This is a genomic window from Curtobacterium sp. PsM8, from assembly GCF_030433875.1.
In the GTDB taxonomy this organism is placed as follows: Bacteria; Actinomycetota; Actinomycetes; order Actinomycetales; family Microbacteriaceae; genus Curtobacterium.
This window is the reverse complement of record NZ_JARUXD010000015.1, coordinates 16579-36448: the sequence shown is the minus strand read 5'-3', so window position 1 is coordinate 36448 and position 19870 is coordinate 16579. Positions and strand designations below refer to the sequence as shown.

General features: G+C 71.7%; 17 protein-coding genes. 5 read left to right on the top strand and 12 right to left on the bottom strand.

The features are described from left to right. The first annotated feature begins 16 nt into the window (after positions 1-16). Positions 17-682 (top strand): type A chloramphenicol O-acetyltransferase, encoded by a 666-nt coding sequence (gene catA, locus QCD68_RS05435; RefSeq protein WP_301222316.1) that lies wholly within the window; start codon positions 17-19, stop codon positions 680-682. Between the two features lie 89 nt (positions 683-771). On the opposite strand, the gene QCD68_RS05430 is transcribed toward catA, so the two are convergent. Then, on the bottom strand, positions 772-1353 hold the full coding sequence (locus QCD68_RS05430) for an acetyltransferase (RefSeq protein ID WP_301222315.1): 582 nt from the start codon (positions 1351-1353) through the stop codon (positions 772-774). A 168-nt stretch (positions 1354-1521) separates the two neighbouring features. Here QCD68_RS05430 and QCD68_RS05425 point away from each other — a divergent pair, with 168 nt between their 5' ends. Beyond that, the gene (locus QCD68_RS05425) at positions 1522-2835 is read left to right on the top strand and encodes a nucleotide disphospho-sugar-binding domain-containing protein (protein WP_301222314.1); all 1314 of its coding nucleotides are present in this window, start codon (positions 1522-1524) and stop codon (positions 2833-2835) included. Here QCD68_RS05425 and QCD68_RS05420 read toward each other — a convergent pair. The 9 genes from QCD68_RS05420 to QCD68_RS05380 all read right to left on the bottom strand — a co-directional run bounded on the left by QCD68_RS05420 (position 2810) and on the right by QCD68_RS05380 (position 16377). Then, positions 2810-3436, bottom strand: a complete 627-nt coding sequence (locus QCD68_RS05420; RefSeq protein ID WP_301222313.1) for a TetR-like C-terminal domain-containing protein — start codon at positions 3434-3436, stop codon at positions 2810-2812. The two genes, QCD68_RS05425 and QCD68_RS05420, sit on opposite strands and share 26 nt — an antisense overlap. Beyond that, positions 3429-4289 (bottom strand): alpha/beta fold hydrolase, encoded by an 861-nt coding sequence (locus QCD68_RS05415; RefSeq protein WP_301222312.1) that lies wholly within the window; start codon positions 4287-4289, stop codon positions 3429-3431. Before QCD68_RS05415 ends, QCD68_RS05420 begins: the two co-directional genes overlap by 8 nt. A 66-nt stretch (positions 4290-4355) precedes the next feature. After that, positions 4356-7622 carry a GH92 family glycosyl hydrolase gene (locus QCD68_RS05410; protein WP_301222311.1) on the bottom strand — a complete coding sequence of 1089 codons (3267 nt, stop codon included), beginning with the start codon at positions 7620-7622 and terminating at the stop codon, positions 4356-4358. 14 nt (positions 7623-7636) lie between these two features. Then, a complete protein-coding gene (locus tag QCD68_RS05405; protein WP_301222310.1) occupies positions 7637-8635 on the bottom strand; it encodes an endo-beta-N-acetylglucosaminidase H in 999 nt (332 codons plus the stop codon). Positions 8636-8759: 124 nt separating this feature from the next. Continuing rightward, positions 8760-11789, bottom strand: coding sequence for an alpha-mannosidase (locus QCD68_RS05400; RefSeq protein ID WP_301222309.1), 3030 nt, complete (start codon positions 11787-11789; stop codon positions 8760-8762). A 47-nt stretch (positions 11790-11836) separates the two neighbouring features. Then, on the bottom strand, positions 11837-13201 hold the full coding sequence (locus tag QCD68_RS05395) for a glycoside hydrolase 5 family protein (RefSeq protein ID WP_301222308.1): 1365 nt from the start codon (positions 13199-13201) through the stop codon (positions 11837-11839). Continuing rightward, positions 13201-14169, bottom strand: coding sequence for a carbohydrate ABC transporter permease (locus QCD68_RS05390; RefSeq protein WP_301222307.1), 969 nt, complete (start codon positions 14167-14169; stop codon positions 13201-13203). Before QCD68_RS05390 ends, QCD68_RS05395 begins: the two co-directional genes overlap by 1 nt. Next, positions 14166-15044, bottom strand: a complete 879-nt coding sequence (locus QCD68_RS05385; protein WP_110904020.1) for a carbohydrate ABC transporter permease — start codon at positions 15042-15044, stop codon at positions 14166-14168. Before QCD68_RS05385 ends, QCD68_RS05390 begins: the two co-directional genes overlap by 4 nt. 37 nt (positions 15045-15081) lie before the next feature. Further along, entirely contained in the window at positions 15082-16377 is a 1296-nt protein-coding gene (locus QCD68_RS05380) for an ABC transporter substrate-binding protein (protein ID WP_301222306.1), read from the bottom strand. A gap of 102 nt (positions 16378-16479) precedes the next feature. Here QCD68_RS05380 and QCD68_RS05375 point away from each other — a divergent pair, with 102 nt between their 5' ends. From QCD68_RS05375 to QCD68_RS05365, 3 genes are all read left to right on the top strand, one after another. After that, on the top strand, positions 16480-17517 hold the full coding sequence (locus tag QCD68_RS05375) for a LacI family DNA-binding transcriptional regulator (RefSeq protein ID WP_301222305.1): 1038 nt from the start codon (positions 16480-16482) through the stop codon (positions 17515-17517). Between the two features lie 82 nt (positions 17518-17599). After that, entirely contained in the window at positions 17600-17971 is a 372-nt protein-coding gene (locus tag QCD68_RS05370; RefSeq protein ID WP_221850626.1) for a hypothetical protein, read from the top strand. A gap of 108 nt (positions 17972-18079) precedes the next feature. After that, complete coding sequence (locus QCD68_RS05365) at positions 18080-18232, top strand: hypothetical protein (protein ID WP_181439339.1); 153 nt, start codon at positions 18080-18082, stop codon at positions 18230-18232. A gap of 83 nt (positions 18233-18315) precedes the next feature. On the opposite strand, the gene QCD68_RS05360 is transcribed toward QCD68_RS05365, so the two are convergent. Together QCD68_RS05360 and QCD68_RS05355 are read right to left on the bottom strand one after the other, a co-directional pair. Continuing rightward, positions 18316-19167, bottom strand: coding sequence for an EamA family transporter (locus QCD68_RS05360; RefSeq protein ID WP_301222304.1), 852 nt, complete (start codon positions 19165-19167; stop codon positions 18316-18318). Then, the gene (locus QCD68_RS05355) at positions 19164-19841 is read right to left on the bottom strand and encodes a response regulator transcription factor (protein ID WP_111075961.1); all 678 of its coding nucleotides are present in this window, start codon (positions 19839-19841) and stop codon (positions 19164-19166) included. The genes QCD68_RS05360 and QCD68_RS05355 overlap by 4 nt, the downstream gene beginning before the upstream one ends. Between the last annotated feature and the right edge of the window lie 29 nt (positions 19842-19870).

Sequence of the window (19870 nt, the reverse complement as noted above, 5' to 3'; positions counted from 1 at the left end):
CTCTACGCTCGAGACCATGGGGACCCTTCGACCGATCGACCTGTCCACCTGGCCGCGGCGTGAGCACTTCGCGCACTACCGGGACCGCGTCCCCTGCACCTACGCGATGACGATCGACGTCGATGTCACCGAACTCCGGTTGGCCCTCAGCGGAACCGCGGTGAAGAGCTCGATCGCGGTCATCTGGGCCCTGTCGACGATCGTGAACCGGCACCAGGAGTTCCGGATGGCGCTCGATACGAGCGGCGCTGCCGCGGTCTGGGACGTCGTGCACCCGGCCTTCACCGTGTTCAACCCCGAGCGGGAGACGTTCGCGGGCGTCTGGACGCCGCACCGGGACGACTTCGCGACCTTCCACGACGAGGCGGCCGAGGTCGTCGACCGCCACCGCACGGCGACGACGCTCTTCCCGCAGGCCGACACCCCGGCGAACACCTTCGACGTGTCGAGCATCCCGTGGGCGTCGTTCACCGGGTTCACGCTGCAGATCGGGGACGGGTGGGACCACCTGCTCCCGATCATCACGCTCGGTCGCTACCGCCAGTCAGCGGACCGGACACTGATGCCCGTCGCGGTCCAGGTGCACCACGCGGCGGCGGACGGGTTCCACACGGCACGACTCGTGAACGAGCTGCAGGAACTGCTGGCGGCGCCGGAGTGGGCGCTGGCGGCTCGACACTGACGAGTTTGTAACGCCGGAGCCGTGACCGGACACTCCTCGGTGTGCAGGACGAACAGGACGACAGGGCCCCTGACCCGCCGTGCAGACCGTCAGCCCCCGACCCGCCCGAGCGTGACCCACTCCTCGTCACGGACGTAGCCGAGCGCGACGTTCGCCCGCTGGATCGCGGCGTTGTCCGCCGACCCGCCGGTCCGGAAGCGCGTGACACCCGCCGCAGACAGCTCGAGGACCGACGCGGCCTTCACGGCGACACCGAGGCCACGCCCACGTTCCGCCCGGTCGACGACCGTGAAGTCCGTCTCGGCCTCGGCTCCGTCGACGCTGACGAACGTCATCGCGACGAGTCCGCCGTCCGTCCGGAAGGCGCCGAACGCCCGGCGCGCGGCCGACGGCGTCGCACCGGCCCGGTCGAGCGGCTCGTGCTGTGTCGCGACGCTCCCCGGGTAGTCCCCGATCGTCGCCCGGTCGAGCGCGAGCACGGCGTCGACGTCCGCGGCCGCCAGAGCCCGTACCGATCCGGGAGCGCCGACGACGAGCGCCCGCAACCGCTGCTCGTCGATCCGTTCCGCATCCAGTTGGGCGCCGAACGAGCGGGCGATGACGGCCCATCCGAGCGCTTCGAAGTCTGTTCGCCGCGGTGACTGCGCCGGCAGCACGATGGTCTCCCCCATGACTCGATGGTCGCATGCGGGCGACGCCGGGACTGTGGTCATGCTCATGGAGTCGACCCGCGGCTCCGCCATACGATCGTCTGTCGAACGCCGTCCTGCCCGACGACGGCGGGGTGGTCGACGCCATCGGCCGCTCTCCTGCGCCCGCCCCTGAACCGACCGAGGACCATGTCGTCGTACCTGCTCTGCGCCCCACCCGTCTACGGTCACCTGGCACCGCTCGTCGCCGTCGGACGGGGTCTCGTCGTCCGAGGACACGAGGTCACGATGCTGACGGGCGCGAAGTACCGCGACCTCGTCACGGCGGCTGGGATCCGACACGTGCCGCTGCCCGCGAGCGTCGACTTCGACGACGGGCACCTGGAGGAGGTGCTCGCCGACGCCGGCAGCGCCCGTGGCATCGCCCGTGTCCGCGAGGGCATGCTCGCCGTCTTCGTCCGGGTCATCCCGGGCCAGTACCGGGCGATGCGTGCGCTGCTGGACCGCGGCGGGTTCGATGCGGTCCTCGGCGAGGCGGCCTTCACCGGCCTCGCGCCCTACCTCGCCCTGCCGCCGGAGGACCGCCTGCCCGTCCTCGGCGTGGGGACGACACCGGTGACGATGGGGAGCGTCGACACGGCTCCGTTCGGCGCCGGCCTGCAGCCCGGACGGGGACCGATCGGCGCCCTGCGCAACCGGCTGCTCACCGCTGCGCTGCGACCGGCGCTCACCCAGCCGCTCCGTCGCGCGGCCGACACGATGCTGGCGCAGGTGGGCGCGCCGCCGTCCCCGATCGACACCTTCGACTTCGCCTACCGGTGCTTCGACCAGCTGTTCCAGCTGGGTGTGGCAGAACTCGAGTACCCGCGGCGCGAGCTGCCCACCTCGGTGCACTTCGTCGGACCGTTGCGTTCGACCGACGACCCGCGTCACGCCGAGGACCTGCCGGACTGGTGGTCGGACCTCCGCCTCGGCCGCCCCGTCGTGCACGTGACGCAAGGCACGATCGACAACGTCGACTTCGGTCGACTGGTGGTCCCCACCCTGCGCGCCCTCGCCGCGGAACACGTGCTGGTCGTCGTGAGCACCGGCGGACGGCCGGTCGACGAGGTGGAACGTGCGTTCGGCGGCGCGTTGCCCGGGAACGCACGAGTGGCGACCCACCTGCCCTACGACCGCCTGCTGCCGCTGTGCGACGTCGTCGTGACGAACGGCGGGTTCGGCGGGGTGCAGCGAGCCCTGGCCCACGGTGTCCCCCTCGTGGTCGCGGGCTCGACCGAGGACAAGCCGGAGGTCGCCGCCCGGGTCGCCTGGGCCGGCTGCGGGCGCGATCTGCGGACCGGCACGCCCCGGGACCAGGCCGTCGGCCGTGCGGTCACCGAGGTGCTGACGTCACCGACGTTCGCTGCGCGGAGCCGGGAGCTCGCGGCGGCCATCGCCCGACTCCCCGATCCGGTGGACGTCATCGAGGCCGCCCTCACCGCGGCGGTCGCGCACCGCTGACACCGCGGTGTGGGACGCCGGCGTCGCCCCCGCCCGACGCCCGCGCCCGCAGCCCCTGGTCGAGGAAGTCGATCATCCACGTGAAGCTCTCGTCCACGTCGGTGCCGAGCTGGAACCCGCCGGACACCTCGAGCGTGGCGAACCCGTGCAGCATGCTGCGGAGCATCCGGAGCGCGTGCACCTCGTCGGCCGGGTCCAGTCCGTAGTCCCGTAGGACGGTGACGAACGCCGACAGCGACCGGTCGAGGGCCGTGGCGAGCGGGTCGTCGGCGTCCGCCGGCCGGCTGCCGGTGGTGGCCGCGTAGCGGCCGGGGTGCCGTTGCACGTACCGGCGGACGGTGCGCGCGGCGGCGACCAGGGCCTCCCGTCCGGTGTGTCCGCGCGTCGCGTCGGCCAGTTCCTCGGTCAGCTCGGCGGCGGCGAGCGCGGCGATCCGCCGGGTCAGGTCCGGGAGGCCCGCCACGTGTTTGTAGAGGGACGGCGGCTTCACGCCGAGCCGGTCCGCGACGGTGCTCATGCTCAGCTGCGCGAGGCCGTTCTCGTCGGCCAGGGCGGCGGCGGCCGCGGTGACGACCGCTGCGTCGAGTCCGGCCCTAGGCACGGTCGCCGCCGGTGGTGGTCGCGGTGAGGGTGCGGCCGAGGAACGGCAGCACGAGCGCCAGGACCTCGGCGGGCGTCTCGGTGTGCGGGTAGTGGCCGGCGCCGTTGATGACGGCGAGGTCGCCGAGTCCGGTGGGCAGGTCGGCGAGGATGCGTCGGCCCTCGGCGGCGGGGTCGGCCCAGTCCGGGTCGGCGCCACCCTGGACGACGAGGACGGGGCAGCGGACGTCGGCGAGTCGGGCTCCGGCGTCGGCGGGGGTCGTCTTGGTCATGGCCTGGAGGACCGCCATCCGTCCGGGACGTCGCAGTGCGTCCTCGATGCGGCTGCGTTCGACGGCCCAGTCGGCGGGCTTGGTGGGGACGGCGAGGTCGAGGTAGGCGAGCCAGCCGGGCAGGCTTCCGGCGGCCATGACGCGGAGGAGTTGGACCGTGCCGGAGCGGTGGTGGTTCCGGTTGCGGAGGAACCCGCCGAGGTCGAACGACTGCGCCCGGGTGAAGGGGGCGAGTTCGACGACGCCGGTGATGACGTCCGGGGCGTCGGCGGCGGCGATGGTCGCGGCCCCGCCGCTGATTGACTGCCCGACGACGACGGCCGGGCCGCCGAGGTGTCGGACGATGGCGACGAGGTCTCCGGCGATGTCGGTGCGGGAGTACCCGGCCCACCCGGTGCTCGAGTCGCCGCAGCCGCGGACGTCGACGTTCGCGACCCGGTACCCGGCGGCGACGAGTTCCGGCACGAGGAACCGGTACGAGTGCCGGCTGTCCCCCATGCCGTGGGCGAGGACGACGAGTGGTCCGGTGCCGCTGACGTCGACGGCGATGGTGCCGCCGTCGCGTTCGATGTGTTCGAGCATGGTTGCCTCCTGGCTACGAGTGTTAGCCAAAAGCTAACACTCGTAGCCAGGGGCGTCAACACCCGGTCAGGGAGCAGACCCGTCCGCCGCGATGAGCTGCAGCTGCGTCAGCGCGATCGGCGTCAGCGCCTCGAACGCGAGCGTCCCCCCGTCGACCCCGCCGGCGAACGGGAACACCCGGGTCTGGGCGTCCCAGTCGAACACCTCGTCCCGACCGTCGAGCACGTGCACCGCCGCACCGTCGGCGTCCCGCAGCAGGATCCGCCACGACCCGGTCCCCGCGGCGGCGACGGTCACCGTGACGAGCGAGGCCGCCGACACCGTGACCGGCACGACGACCGACTCCCCGGCCCCGAGCGACACGACGCTCAGGCCGGTGTCGTCGGTGAGCGGCGACACCCCGACCGGCAGCACGTCGTCCGGTGTGTCCCGGTACCCGTGCAGCGCGGAGGCCGACGCGGGGCGAGTGTCCGCCGCCCAGCCCTGGGGCGTCTCGGCGAGCGCCACCTCGACGTGCGAGGCGCCGACCACGACCGCGTGCGGGATGCTCACCGACTCCCAGGGCTCACCGTCGACCGTGACCGACGCGATGTACGCCCCGCTGCCGGTGGTCTCGATGACGGTGGACGCGCCTCCCGCCCGGTTCAGCACCGTCCGGCGGACCGACGGCGGCACGATCACGTAGGTGCCGGTCGACGGTGCCAGCGGGTAGAGCCCGATCGTGGCGAAGACGTACCACGCGCTCATCTCGCCGTTGTCCTCGTCGCCCGGGTACCCCTGGCCGAGGTCGGAGCCGACGAACAGCCGCTCGAGGCACTCGCGGACGACACGGTGGGCGTCGTCGTGGCGACCGGTGGACATCGGGAAGAACGGGATGTGGTGCGCCGGCTGGTTGGACAGGCCGAGCATGCCCATCCGGACGTCGCGGGCCTCGGTCATCTCGTGGATCGCGAAGCCGTAGGAGCCGGACCGGTCGGTGCCACCGGTCTCGCGTCGCGCCCAGAAGCGGGCGAACGCCTGGTCGAAGGCGGCCGGTCCACCGTGCAGGTCGACGACCCCGGCGCTGTCGTGCGGGGCGGTGAACATCGTGCCCCACGCGTTCGTCTCGGTGTAGTCGCTGCCCCACACGTCGGGGTCGAAGCCGCCGTCGGGACCGGCGCCACGCCAGCCGCCGTCGGGCGTCCGGCCGATGAAGAACCCGCGCTCGCGGTCGAAGACGTTCCGGTACTGCAGTGACCGCCGCGCGAACCACTCGTGTTCCGCCCGGTACCGGGCAGCACTGCTGTCGTCCCCGGCCGCGACCGCCCGGTCCGCCATCGCGTTCGCCAGCACGGCGACACCCCAGTCGTTGATGGCCGCGTCGAGGGTCCACGACATGCCCTCGCCGGTCGCCGTGTCGACGTACCCGCGGAACAGGCCCGGGAGGCTCCCCTTCCGCCCGACCCGCCGGTCCCGTGCCGGGACGGTCGCGTTGCGCACCGCGGACCGGTACGCCTGCGCGACGTCGAACCCGTCGACGCCCTTCGCGACGAGGTCGGCGAACACGGTGTCGCTCGTGGTGCCGGTCATCACGTCCTCGGCGCCGGGGGCACTCCAGCGCGGGGTCCAGCCACCGTCGGTGAAGTGTCCGACGACACCCTCGGCCAGGTCGGCCGCGGTGTCCGGGGTGAGGAGCGCGAGGAGCGGCCAGGCGGTCCGGTAAGTGTCCCAGAACCCGTTCGTGGTGGTGAGCGGCCCGTCGACGACCTCGGGGCCGGGCTCGTCGCGGATCGGCTCGGACAGGACGTCGCCGTACGGGGACCGGTGTCGGGGGCGTCCGGCGGGGTCGGTCTCGCGGACGAGGGCGGTCTCCCCCGCCCGGGTCGGGTAGAGGAACGCCCGGTACAGCCCGGAGTACAGCGACACGAGCTGGTCCGGGGTGGCGCCCTCGACCTGCAGTGTGTCGAGTTCGGCGGTCCAGCGGCGCTCGGCGTGGTGGCGCATCGCGTCGAAGTCCCCCGCGGCGCGGAGGTTCGCGGCTGCGTCCTCGGCGGAGACGGTCGAGATGCCGAGCAGGACGTCGGTGTCGCCGGACACTTCGACCCGACCGCGGAGCAGTCCGTCGACGAACGTGGTGTGGTCGGCGACGGCGTTCGCGATCCGGAGGTGCACGTGGTGTGGCGGCGTCTCGGCCCGGTCGTCGAGCAGGGCGTCCACGACCGCCGTGCCGTCCTCGAGCCGGACGGTGCACGAGCGGAGGACGCCGTGGTGGTCGAGGACGATGCTCCGGACGCCGGTGAAGCGCCACGCCAGGGCGAACTCCCCGGCGGTCATCTCGGCGGTCACGCCCCCGTCAAGGAGGACCCGGTAGCGGTGCGGGCCGTCGAGCTCGTCGACGTGGTCGAACCCGAGCGCGCGGGCGGTGCGGTCGACGTCGGGGTCGGTGAGCGGGGACGGCATCACCTGGAACACCCCGCGGTCGGCCATCCACGGCGACGGCAGGTGACTCGTCGCGAAGGCCTGGATCGTCGGCCGGTTGTCGCTCGGTCGGTTGTGCTCCTGGTAGGCGTACGGCCACCGGCTGTCGGCGGCGTTCGTCATCGGCAGCCCGAACACCCCGCCGTGCGGCAGGCCGACGAGCGGGGCGTTGTTGCCGCGCGAGAACGTGCCGGACGAGTGCGTGCCGCGGGTGGTGCGGACGTGGTCGAGGGGGCGGGCGTCGGCGGGCAGGGCGCCGGTCGCCCGGCCGGCGGGCTCGATGCGGACGTCGTCGAGCCAGCCGCGGACCGGGCGGTGCGCAGCAGTGGTGTCGTCCGCGCCGGTGGCGGGGGCGGGCTGGTCTGCTCGGCCGAGGCGGGCCTCCAGGCGGTCCACCACCCGGCCGACGTGCGCCGACAGGTCGACGGTGCGCCGGTTCCACTGGTCGACCCACTGCTTGCGGGCGTCGTCCTGCGCCTCGGGGGTGACCGCGTCACCGTACTGGTCGACGGGATGAGCCTGGTCGGGCGTGCCGTCGCTCAGCCGGGTGCCGTCGGTGAAGACGACGTCGAGTGCGAACGCCGTGGCGGCCCAGAACCCGTCCAGGTCCCGTTCGGCCGGTTCGGTCTGCCCCGCGGGCAGGGACCGTTCCGGGAACCAGACCCAGGTCAGGACGTCGGTGGGCCCGACCTCGTGACCGTCGAGCCCGGGGACGACCACGACGGTCGTCCCCGGGCCGGTCCGTTCGACCAGGGTCGCCTCGTGCGAAACGAACCCGACCCCGTTCCGGGCCGCAACTGCGGTCGACGGGCCAGCGGTCGTCAGGCCAGCGGTCGTCGGGCCGGCAGCCGAGCCGCCACGGCGTTCGTCACTCATGGATCCGTCGTCTCCTACTTGTAGACGGCCGACTGGCCGTAGAGCACCTTCGTGAACCCGGACACGTACGGGCTGAGGTCGCCGTCCGGCAGGTTGTACGTCATGAAGACGCCGTACCCGTCGGCCTTGCTCCGCTGCGCCAGGCTCACCGCGGTCGCTGCCGGGGTGTTCTGGATGTCGATCGCGGCGGCCGACAGCTTCGACTTCCCCACCCCGGGGATCGTCGGCGCCGTGTAGGTGCCGTAGTAGGGGTTCCAGGCGTAGTCGAGCTTCTTGCCGATGGACGGGTTCGCGGTCTTCAGGGCGTCGGACGACGGGCCGATGTCGTAGAACGAGATGATCTTGCCCGGCATGTCCGCCCGGAGCGCCGAGATCAACCATCCGATCGACTGCTCGTTCGGCTGCGGGGTGCCGTCCACGCCGTAGTCCGAGTACTCGTCGTCCAGGTCGACTCCGTCCAGGCCGTACTGCTTCACCGTGGCGGCGACCTGCGCGGCGAAGTCCCGCGCCTCGGCCTTCGAGGTGAAGTTCGCCAGCCCGGTGCCCTGGTGGTTCCCGAGCACCGAGAGCGTCACCTTGATGCCCTTGGCCTGCAGCGGACGGATCTGCGTCGCCGCCTGGTCGAGGGTGCGCTGCACGTTCTCGTTGGCGTACAGGACCGCGTCGCCGTCGGCGTCGCGGTTGATGTTCGCGGCGAAGATGATCGCCACGTCGAACGCGTTCGCGCCGTTCTCGAGCGTGTACCGGCCGACGTTCCGCAGTTCGTCGTTGTTCACCTCGACGTACGCGATGCTCGTCGGCCCGGTCTTCGTCGGGGCGCCGTGGCCCGGCCGCCCGTGCCCGTGCCCCTGGCCGTGCCCCTGCCCCTGCCCCTGGCCCCCGTGGCCCTGGCCGTACCCGTGCGATGCCGCTGCCGGCCCGCCCGGTGCTGCCGATGCGGCGGCGGGCACCATCGGCGCCGCCACCATGGCGACCAGCGCCGCCACGATCCCGATCTTCATGGACTTCTGCATGACACTCCTCTTCGAGTGGTGTCCGCGGCGACGAGGTGCCGCCGCGGGTCCACGACCGACCGGCCGTGGGACCCGCCGCCGGGACACCCGAAGTCCCGACGGCGGGGGTCTCAGCGGGCGCCGGTCAGCGGCCGCTCCGCGGGAAGCGGAAGGTGCGGACCTCGAAGGCGTCGACCGCGAAGGCCGCCACACCGTCGGTGACCGCCGCGACGCCGGGCAGTGCCGGGTCGGCCTCCTCGAGCAGCGTGACCTCGACCGGCTCCCCGAAGGGCCCGTCGACGCCCAGTCCGCCGATGCCCCGTCGTCCCGCCGGCTCGTACACGCGGACGACCAGGTCGCCGGAGCGGTCGTCGGCGAGCTTCACGGCCGACACCACCACGTCACCGGAGGCCTGGACGAGCGGCCCGAAGCCGTGGTCGCCGGTGACGGTTCGGGCGGCGCTGTTCATCGCCGTGCCGGCCGCGGTCGCCCCGATCACGTCGGTGCCGATGACCAGGCCGTACCGGTGCGTCTGCACGCCCTGGTCGGTCTCCGGGTCCGGGAACCGCGGCGCCCGCAGCAACGAGAGCCGCAGGGTGGTCGTGACGTGCCCGTCGACCGAGTCGCGGGTGACGTCGAACCCGTGGATCGAGTCGTTCACGAGCGCGACGCCGAACCCGGGCTCCTCGGCGAGCACGAAGCGGTGCATCGACGTCTCGAACTTCGCCGCCTCCCACGAGGTGTTCGTGTGGGTCACCCGCTTCTGCGCGCCGAACTGGGTCTCCGCGATGGTGTGCTCGGCGCGGACGTCGAGCGGGAACGCCACCTTGAGGAACTTCTCGGTCTCGTGCCAGTCCGTGACCTGCGCGAACTCCAGGGTGCGGGTGTCCGGTGCGAGGGTGACCTCCTGCGTCACGGTCGACTCGCTGAACGCCCGCGAGACGGTGACGCGGGCGGTGCCGTCCGCGTCGACCGAGCCGCGCAGGGCGGTGACGTCGACCAGGTCGTCGACCCGGTTCCGGTAGTACCGGTCGACGTCCCATGCGTCCCACATGTTCGGGAAGTCCTGGTGCAGCTGCAGCAGGTTCGCGACCTGCCCGGGGGCGATCGCGTCGCGTCCGGTGGTCAGGTCGACGGCACTCGTGACGAGTCCACGGCCGTCGACGACGACGCGGACCAGCTCGTTGGTGAGCACGAACCCGCCGTCGGCCTCGGTGAGCGACACGGCGGTGGCCGCCGAGACGTCGGTCGCGACGACCGCGCTGAGCGCTCCGGTACCGGCCTGGAGGACCGGGGCCGGGTTGACGACGACCGTCCGGTCCCCGTTCCCGGCGAGGGCCGACAGGGCGGCGGCGATGAGGGCCTCCAGACGCTCCGCGACCTCGGCGTACCGCTCGACCGCCTCGCGGTGCACCCACGCGATCGAGGTGCCCGGCAGGATGTCGTGGAACTGCTGGAGCAGGACCTGCTGCCACAGCGCGTCGAGTTCGTCGTACGGGTACGCGAAGTCGGTGCGGGCGGCGGCCGTGGCGCACCACAGCTCCGCCTCGACGAGCAGGTGCTCGCTGCGGCGGTTGCCCTGCTTGGTCTGGTGCTGGCTGGTCAGGGTCGCGCGGTGCAGCTCGAGGTAGAGCTCGCCGACCCACACGGGCGGGTTCTCGAGCTCGGACTTCGCCCGGTCGAAGAACGCGTCGGGGTGCTCCCAGGTGACGCGGGCGCTGCCCTCGAGGTCGGCGAGCCGTGCGGCGGTGCCGGTCATCTCGCGGGTGGTGCCACCGCCGCCGTCGCCCCAGCCGACCGGGGCGATCGAGCCGGAGGCCAGGCGGTTCTCACGGAACTGGCGCGAGGCCTTCGCCACCTCGGAGCCGGACAGGCGCGAGTTGTACGTGTCCATCGACGGGAAGTGCGAGAACACCCGCGACCCGTCGATGCCCTCCCAGAGGAACGTGTGGTGCGGGAACTTGTTCACCTGGTTCCACGAGATCTTCTGCGTGAAGAACCACTCGAACCCCGCGCGGCGCATCAGCTGCGGCAGCGCCGGCGAGTACCCGAAGCTGTCCGGCAGCCACACGCCCTTCGGCCGGATGCCGAACTCGCACTCGAAGAACCGCTGGCCCTGCGAGAACTGCCGGACGATGCTCTCGCCGGTCGGCATCACCGTGTCGGACTCGACCCACATCCCGCCGAGCGGCAGGAACCGGCCCGCGGCGACGGCGTCCTTCACCTTCGCGTAGACCTCGGGACGGTGCTCCTTGATCCAGGCGTACTGCTGCGCGCTGGACATGCCGTAGAGGAAATCGTCGGTCTGGTCGATGAGCTCGGTCATGCTCGAGGTGGTGCGCGCGACCTTGCGGATCGTCTCGCGCACCGGCCAGAGCCAGGCGGAGTCGATGTGCGCGTGGCCGACGGCCGAGATCCGGTGCGCGGAGGCCTCGGCGGGAGCGGCGAGCACCTCGGCGAGCGCGGCGCGGGCATCGGACGCCGTCTCCGGGATGTGCTGCAGGTCGAGGGCGTCCAGGGCGTCATCGAGCGCCTGCAGGATCCGCATCCGGCGCGGGCCCTGCGGCAGTTCCTCCTGCAGTTCGAGCAGGACGTCGATGTCGAGCGCGAGTTCGTGCACCTCGGACGCGAACACGGCCAGGTCCATCCGACGCGACGTGTAGAGCCGCTTCGGGGACGAGGTCCGGATGTCGCCCTCCTGCGTGACGAGGAAGGGGTGGTAGTCGAGCAGCACCGGGTTGGACGCTGCCTCGACGAAGAACTCGACGGTCTCGCCGCCGACGGCCTCTTCGGCGAGGAGCACCCACTGGTTGCGGGGGTTGATCGACTTCACCGGGGTGCCGTCGGACAGGTACACGAGTCCTTCGCACTGGAAGCCCGGCATGTTCTTGTCGAACCCGAGGTCGACGAGCGCCTCGACGCGCTGCCCGGCCCACTCGGCCGGGACCGTGCCGCTGAGCCGGAACCAGGTGGTGCCCCACGCGGCGCCCCAGGGGGTGCCCACCTCGTACGGCTCGAAGGTGAGCGCGAGCCCCTCGGTGGGAGCGATCGGCTCGCCGGGCAGCTCGTGCCAGGCGGTGTCGAGCGGGACGGCGGTGGCGTGCACCTCGGGCAGGATGCGCTCGTCGAGCACGCGGCGTGCGCGGCCGATGGTGAGCGGGATGTCGTCGTGCATGGGTCCTTCCGGGGACGGCGGGGAACGGCGGTGGTCGTGCGGTTCGGTCAGGGCATGGTCGCGGGGTGCGCGACCGACAGCGTGGTCGTCGTGGTGTCGGCGGGGACGTCGACGCAGGTGCGGATGCCGCGCGCGGCCAGCAGCGCGGTGTCGCCGAGGCGGGAGCGCAGGACCACCTGCGGGCCGCGTCCGTCCTGCTCGGCGAGGCTGAGCCAGGCGGCGGCGAACCGGCCGCCGGGGGCCGAGTCGGCGCGGGTGCCGGAGCGCGGCGCTCCGTCGGGTGTGACGTCGTCGAGCACGAGTGCGGTCGACGGCGGGGTGGGTGCCTCGGAGCGACCGTCGCCGAACGCCAGCGCCATCTCGCGGAACCGCTCCCCCGTCGGCTTCACCCGGCCGTCGTTCGTCAGGAGACCGAGGTCGTACTCGAGCTCCGGGAAGTCCGCGAGCGACCGGGACACGTCGTGCGAGCACCACCACGTGATGCCGGCGAGGTGCTGCACGTCGAGGGCGTGCCGGATCGTCTGCTCGGTGAAGTCCGGGGCGTCGGCCACGTCCACCACGTTGGTCGGTGCGCCGACCTCCTGCAACCAGTTCGGCCGGTCAGCGCGCTCGTTCCACGCGGCGGCGAGCTGGAGCAGGTACTCGCCGTGTCGGACGGATCCGGCGCCCATGGCTCCGTGCAGGCGGGCGGCGCCGTTGAACACCCACGAGTGCGTGACGGTGGCGTCGCCGTGCTCGGCGGCGTGCTCCGGACCGAAGGGTTGGGCGTCGTCGTACCAGGCGGCGTCGTACTGGGCCAGGGTGACCAGCGGTCGCCGGGGCGGCGGGGCGGACGTGCCACGGGCCTCCCGGCCGGTGCCGGACGCAGCGGCGCCGGTGCTGCTGCCCAGCCCCGCGCGTGCCGCGTCGACCATCGCCCCAGCCCACGCGTGCCCCTGGGCCGGCGTCGTCGGGAACGGTGCCGGGTGCGGGGCGTGCGCGAACTGGTTCACCTCGTTGCCGATGGTGACCCCGAGCAGGTTCGGCCGGTCGGCCACCGCGTCGGCGAGCGCCCGGACGTAGTCGGCGGTCGACGCGACGACGTCGGGGTCGGTGAACATGTTCCGGCGGTGCCAGCTGTCCAGCCACGACGGCACGAAGTCGAAGCTCGACAGGTGCCCCTGCAACGCGTCGACGTTGACGTCGAGTCCGAACGAGCCGGCGATGTCGACGACGGTGGCGATGTCCTGCAGCGCCGCTGGCCGGATCAGCGTCCGGTTCGGCTGCACGACCGGCCAGAGCGGGAAGATCCGCACATGATCGGCGCCGAGGCCGGCGATGGCCTCGAGGTCCCGCGCGGTGTCCGAGGGTGAGAAGTCGAGCCACGAGTGGAACCACCCGTTCGACGGGGTGTGGTTGACGCCGAAGCGCATCAGCCCTTCACCCCGCCCTCTTCCACGCCCTTGAAGAAGAAGCGCTGCAGGAGCGCGAAGATCACCGCGATCGGGATGAAGGCGATCATCGTGCCGGCGGCGATCATCCGCTGGTCGGTGGCGAACGTGCCCTGCAGGTACTGCAGGCCGACGGTCAGGGTGAGCTTGTCCGGCGACTGCAGGACGATGAGTGGCCAGAGGAAGTCGTCCCAGGCGCCGATGAACGAGAAGATCGCGATCACGGCGATGGTCCCCTGCACGGCCGGGAACGAGATGTACCGGAGCCGCTGCAGGGCGTTCGCGCCGTCCATCACGGCGGCCTGGTCGATCTCCTCGGGCACCTGCCGGAACGCGTTGAACATGAGCAGCACGTTGAGCGCCGCGATCATGCCGGGCAGGGCGACCCCGACCAGGGAGTCGGCGAGGCCGAGGTCCTTGACGGTGACGAACTGGGAGATGATCGTCGCCTCGCCCGGCAGCACCAGGGTGGCGAGGAACAGGCCGAGGACGAGCTTGCGGAACCGCCACTGCAGCCGTGCCAGGGCGAAGCCGGCGAGGGTCGCGAAGACGATGTTCCCGAGCACGTCGATCGCGGCGACGATGAGCGAGTTGCCGATGTACCCGAAGACCGGGATCGCGTCGGCCACCCGCAGGTAGTTGCCGATCGTCGGCTGCGAGGGGATGAACGACGGGTTCGCGGTGTAGATGTCCTCGCCGGTGCCCTTGAGCGACGTCGAGAGCTGCCAGACGAACGGGCCGATCGTGATGAACAGCACGACGACGAGCAGGACGTAGCGGATGATCTTCTCGCGGGTGGACATCACGCCCCACACCGCACGGCGGCGCCGCTTGCCGGTCGGCCTGGAGGCTCCCCCTCTGCCCGTCGCGCCGGCCACGTCGGGCGTCGGTGCGGCCAGGCCGGCGTTGCCGCCGATGACGGGTTCGCTGGTGTCGGTCGTGTTCGTCACTTGTCCGCCTTGCTGTTCATCCGGGCGAGGGCGAGCATCGGGATGAGCGTCACGGCGAAGAGCAGGAGGCTCAGGGCGGACGCGTAGCCGAGGTTGCCGGTGAAGCCGCGGGCGTACTGCTGGATGAGCATGACGAGGGAGTTGTCCTGGCCGCCGGGGCCACCCGTCCCGTTCGTCAGGATGTAGAGCTCGCTGAACACCCGGAGCGCGGAGACGCAGACCAGGATGCCGACGAGGGTCATCGTGCCGCGGACACCGGGCATGGTGACCGACCAGAAGCGGCGGACCGAGCCGGCACCGTCGAGGGCGGCGGCCTCGTGCAGGTCCTTGCCGACGTTCCCGAGGGCCGCCAGGAAGATGATCATGTAGTAGCCGAGGCCCTTCCACACGGTCAGGCTGATGGCGCTGAACAGCAGGAGCCACCGGTCGGTGAGGAACGGGATCGCCCCCTGCACGATGCCGAGCGACTGGGCCATCTCGTTGACGACGCCACGGTCGTCGAGGATCCAGTTCCAGATGAGCCCGACGACGACCGCGCTCGCGATCACCGGCGTGTAGTACGCGGTGCGGAAGAACGCGATGCCGGGCATCTTGTGCTGGACGAGCACCGCCATCAGGAGCGGGAGGACCGTCAGCAGCGGCAGGCACACCGCCATGTAGATGACGCTGTTGAGCAGCGCCTCCCACACCTGCGGGTCCGCGAGCAGGGTCCGGAAGTTCGCCGTCCCGACCCAGGCGCTGACCCCGCCGAGTGGGCTGGCGTTCGTGAACGACAGCCGCACGGTGTTGATCGACGGCCAGAGACTGAACGCGAGCAGCCAGACCAGTGCGGGCAGCACCAGCAGCCAGGGCGTGAACCAGCGGTTCGCACGCATGACGATCCTCCCTCTTCCTTGACGTGACGGGGCTGGATCAGCCGTTGGCGAGCAGGGTGTTCATCTTGTCCTGGGCGGTCTGCAGCGCCTTCTCGGGGCTCACGCCGCCCTTCATCGCCAGCGCGATCTGCTGGTCGAGGAAGTCGGTCATGGCCGAGTTGGCCTCGACCGGGTTGAGGTTCTTCGCGGTCTTCAGCGCCTCGTTCGCGAGCACACGCGCCTTGGCCTGCACGGTGCCGTCGTCCTTCGAGAAGAACGGGTCGGACTGCGAGGACTTCGTCGAGGGGAAGATGTTCACCAGGTGTGCGAACGCCTCCTGGTTCTCCGCGTTCGTCATGAACTTGGCGAGCGCTTCGGCGGTGGCGATGTGCTTGCTCTTCGCCGAGACGCTGAGGCCCTGCACGTACAGCGGCGGGTTGTCCAGTGCCGGCGAGACGATGATGTTGCCCTTGAGCGACGGGTTGTTCTTCTCGAAGTCGCTGATCGCGGTCGCGCCACCGGTGGTCCAGGCGACCTTGCCCTGGGTGAACAGGGTGGAGTTGCCGAGGTAGTCGGTGTTGAGGACCGACGACGGCATCAGGCCCTCCTTGTAGGCCTTCGCGTACTTCATGATGAGGTCGGCCGCCTTCGACGAGTTCGCGAACGTGAACTTCGTGCCGTCGGCGTTGAGGATCTTGACGCCGGCGAGCGAGAAGTCGCTCAGGCCGGGCTTGCGGCTCATCAGGTAGTCGTCCGGGCACTTCTGGTGCATGGTCTCGGCCTGCGAGAACAGCTCGTCGGTGGTCTTCGGCGGGCTGGCCGGGTCGAGACCGCACTTCGTGAACATCGTCTTGTTCCAGTAGTCGATGTCGGTGTTGAGGTACCAGGGGTAGCCGAAGGTGCCGTCGACGCCCTTGTAGTCGTATGCGGTGAGCGAGCCCTTGACGTAGGTGCTCGAGAGCGTGCTGTCGTCCTTCGCGACGTCCTGCAGGAACCCGCGCTTGGCGAGGGGCAGGGCGATGTCCGGCGGCAGGTTGATGACGTCGGGCAGCGAGTTGCTCGACGCCTGGCTGAGCACCTTGTCGGCGTACCCGTCGCCGGGCTGGTCGACCAGCTTGACCTGCGCGTCCGGGTACTTCTTCTCGAACGCCTTCACGACCCCGTTGAGGTAGTCCGTGTAGGTCGGCGTGAGGGCCCAGGTCTGCAGGGTGATCGCCCCGCTGACCTTCCCGTCACCGCCGCCGGTGCTGGCGGTGCCGCCGCTCGAGCAGCCGGTGAGGACGAGGGCGGTCGCTGCGGCGCCTGCCAGGATCGCGGCCACTCGGCCCGACGTGGTGCGGTGGGTGCTTCTCATCGTTGCTGACTCCTTCGTCGAGCTGCTGAACCGGTTCAGCGATGTGCGCCGAACCCCTGCGTGACGGCGACGATGCCTGACTAAAGCGCTATAGTCAACCCCGTGGCCACAGGACGTCGAACGACGATCGCGGACATCGCAGCCCGGGCTGGCGTGTCCATCAGCGCCGTGTCGTTCGCACTGAACGGGCGCCCGGGCGTCTCCGAGGCGACACGGGAACGGGTGCGCCAGGTGGCCCGGGACCTCGACTGGCAGCCGCACACCGCCGCGCGGGCCCTGGGCGGCGCGAAGGCCGGGTCGATCGGCTTCGTCCTCAACCGGCCGGCCCGCACCCTGGGCACCGAGTCGTTCTTCGGCGACCTGATCTCCGGCATCCAGCTCGGTCTGACCGGCACCCACATCGGCATGACGCTGCTCGTCGCACGTGATGCCGAGGAAGAGCTCGAGACCTACCGCGACTGGTGGCGCGGACACCGCGTCGACGGCGTGATCGTGATCGACCCGCGACGGGACGACGACCGGCTGCGCCTGCTCGCCGAACTCGGCATGCCGTCGGTCGTCGTCGGCTCCCACCCCTCGCCGGCCGGGACCGCACCGAGCGTCTGGATCGACGACTCCGACGCCACCGACACGGTCCTGCGCTACCTGCGCGCCCTCGGACACCGGCGGATCGCGCACGTCTCCGGGCCACCCGAGTTCGAGCACACCGCTCTGCGGATCGACCGGGTGCGGGCGTTCGCCGGCGCGGGCGACGACCCCGACGACCGGACCGAGTCCGTGCCGACCGACTACTCCGCCGAAGCCGGCGCCGCAGCCACCCGACGCCTGCTCTCGGCGGCGACCCAACCGACCGCGATCGTGTTCGACAACGACGTCCTCGCCGTCGCCGGGCTCGGCGTCGCCAGCGAGATGGGCGTGCGGGTGCCGCAGGACGTCTCGATCGTGTCGTTCGACGACTCGGCGATGATCCGACTCGTCCGGCCCGCGATCACCTCGCTGACGCGCGACACGGTCGAGCTCGGGCAGCGGGCCGCCGTGTTGCTCCGGGAGCAGATCGAGTCCGACGCTCCCCTGCCGTCGCGCCCGGGCCCCGAACTGACCCTGAGCGTCCGCGAGTCCACCGCCCGCGCCACCCCCTGACCGACGTCGCCGGGTCGTCCCGGACACGCCGGAGCGCACGCGGGACTTGATGCCGCGTTCGAACACATGTTCGAATACGCGGGTGGGACGGCGTCGCGAGAACCGGTGGCAGCCCCCGGAACACCCGGAGGTGGAACGCCCGAGCGCCTTCACCCTGTCGGAGGAGGCCCGGGGCGGCGACGTCTGCCACGCGGTCACCCCGATCCCGGTCTGGGCCTGGGTGCAGTTCCCGACCTTCCACGTCCGCGTGAAGGCCTTCGCCCGCAGCTGGACCCGCGACGCCGTCCTGGTCGAGTGGGCGCAGTTCGGGCAGCAGGCCGACGCGTGGATCTGGCGCTCGGCCGTCAAGCACCGCACCCTGCGCCCGGTCGATCCCCGGACCGGGCACGCGCCCACGAACGGCAGCCGGTCCGACCCGCGGCCCGCGCGATCGCGTTCTCCGGAGTCCGCATGACGCACTGCGTTGACTTCCCGTCCGCCGACGAGGATCGTTCGTGACACGCCGGTTCGTGGAACTACTCGATCATCGAGACATCCGGCCGGACCGCAGGGAGGAGGCACCGTGAAGAAGACCGACGTGCCCTCCTGGGTCGCCCACGTGCTCACCCCGCCCGAGGTCATCGCCGCCTACGTCGACCGCCGGGTCAACGACCCGTCGCTGCTGTCCGGCGTGCAGGCGGAGCCCACGTACGCGGACTTCCTCCGCGCCGAGTAGGCGCCGAGTAGGCGCCGAGTCACCGGCACCGCGACGCCCGGTCAGGTCGACGCGATGCCCCGTCAGACCGCCGCGACGACCGGTCAGGCCGCCGCGATGCCCCGCCGCGACGTGAGCGTGACCCCGGCGCTCGCCGCGGTGACGCAGACCAGGGCGACGACCTCGAGCACCGACAGGGCCTCCCGGAGGACCACCAGGCCGGCGAGCGCCGCGATCGCCGGGCCGAGGCTCTGCAGCACGCCGAACACCCGTGTCGGCATCCGGCGGAGCGCGGACATCTCGAGTGCGTAGGGCAGCACGCTCGACAGCAGTCCGACGACGGTGAACACGACGAGCAGCGTCGGGTCACCGGCGACCCCGGCGACGGCTGGCCGCAGTCCGAACGGCAGCGCCACCACCATCCCGACGAGCATCGACACCGCCAGCCCGTCGATGCCGGGGATCGCCGCACCGACCCGGCGGTTCATCACGATGTAGGCGGCCCAGCACGCGGCGGCGAGGACGGCGGCCACGACTCCCCCGACGTCACCGATCGCGGACGGTCCGACGCCGAGCAGCACCACGCCGGCGAGCGCCAGTGCCGCCCAGACGGCGTCTCGCCAGCGCCGGGTGTGGGCGAGGGAGAGGATCAGCGGGCCGAGGAACTCGATCGTCACGGCGACGCCGATCGGGATCGTCGCGAAGGCCACGTAGATGAACAGGTTCATGCCACCGAGGGCCAGGCCGAGCAGGACCGCGGCGAGCCACTGGGCACGGGTCCAGTGCCGGACGCGCGGGCGGACGACGAGCGCCAGGACGACCGCACCGATGACGAGCCGGAGTGTGGCGGCCCCGACCGAGCCGACCTCGTCGAAGCGGGTCTTCGCGACCGCGGCGCCGATCTGCACGGACACCATCGCGGTGAGGGCCAGCAGCGGTGCGGGGACCCGGTTCATCCGAGGTAGGCCAGGACCGCCAGGACACGGCGGTGGTCCTCGCCGGTGTCCTCGAGGGCGAGCTTGCCGAAGATGCTCGTGACGTGCTTCTCGACCGCACCGGTGCCGATCACGAGCGCGCGGGCGATGGCGGCGTTGGTGCGGCCCTCCGCCATCAGGCCGAGGACCTCGCGCTCGCGGGGCGTCAGCGCCGCCAGGGGGTCACGGCGGCGACTCATCAACTGGGTGACGACCTCGGGGTCCAGCACCGTGCCTCCCGAGGCGACCCGGCGGACCGCGTCGTCGATCTCGTCGAGCCGGGTGACGCGGTCCTTCAGCAGGTAGCCGATGCCGGCGCTGCCGGCGGCCAGGACGTCCTCGGCGTAGGCGGCCTCGACGTACTGCGAGAGCAGCAGGATGCCGGTCCGGGGTGCGATCCGCCGGGCCTCGACGGCGGCACGGACGCCCTCGTCGGTGAAGGTCGGCGGCATCCGGACGTCCATCACGACGACGTCCGGCGTCAGCGTGGGGAGGGCGGCGAGGAACGAGGCCGGGTCGCCGAACTGGCCGACGACGTCGATGCCCGCCTCGTCGAGCACGCGGGCCAGGCCTTCGCGCAGCAGGACGGCGTCGTCGACGACGACGGCCCGGATGCGGACGGCCCGGATGCGTGCTGCATCCGGGCCGTCGGTCATGCGGTCAGCCTAGTGGCGGACGCGGTCCG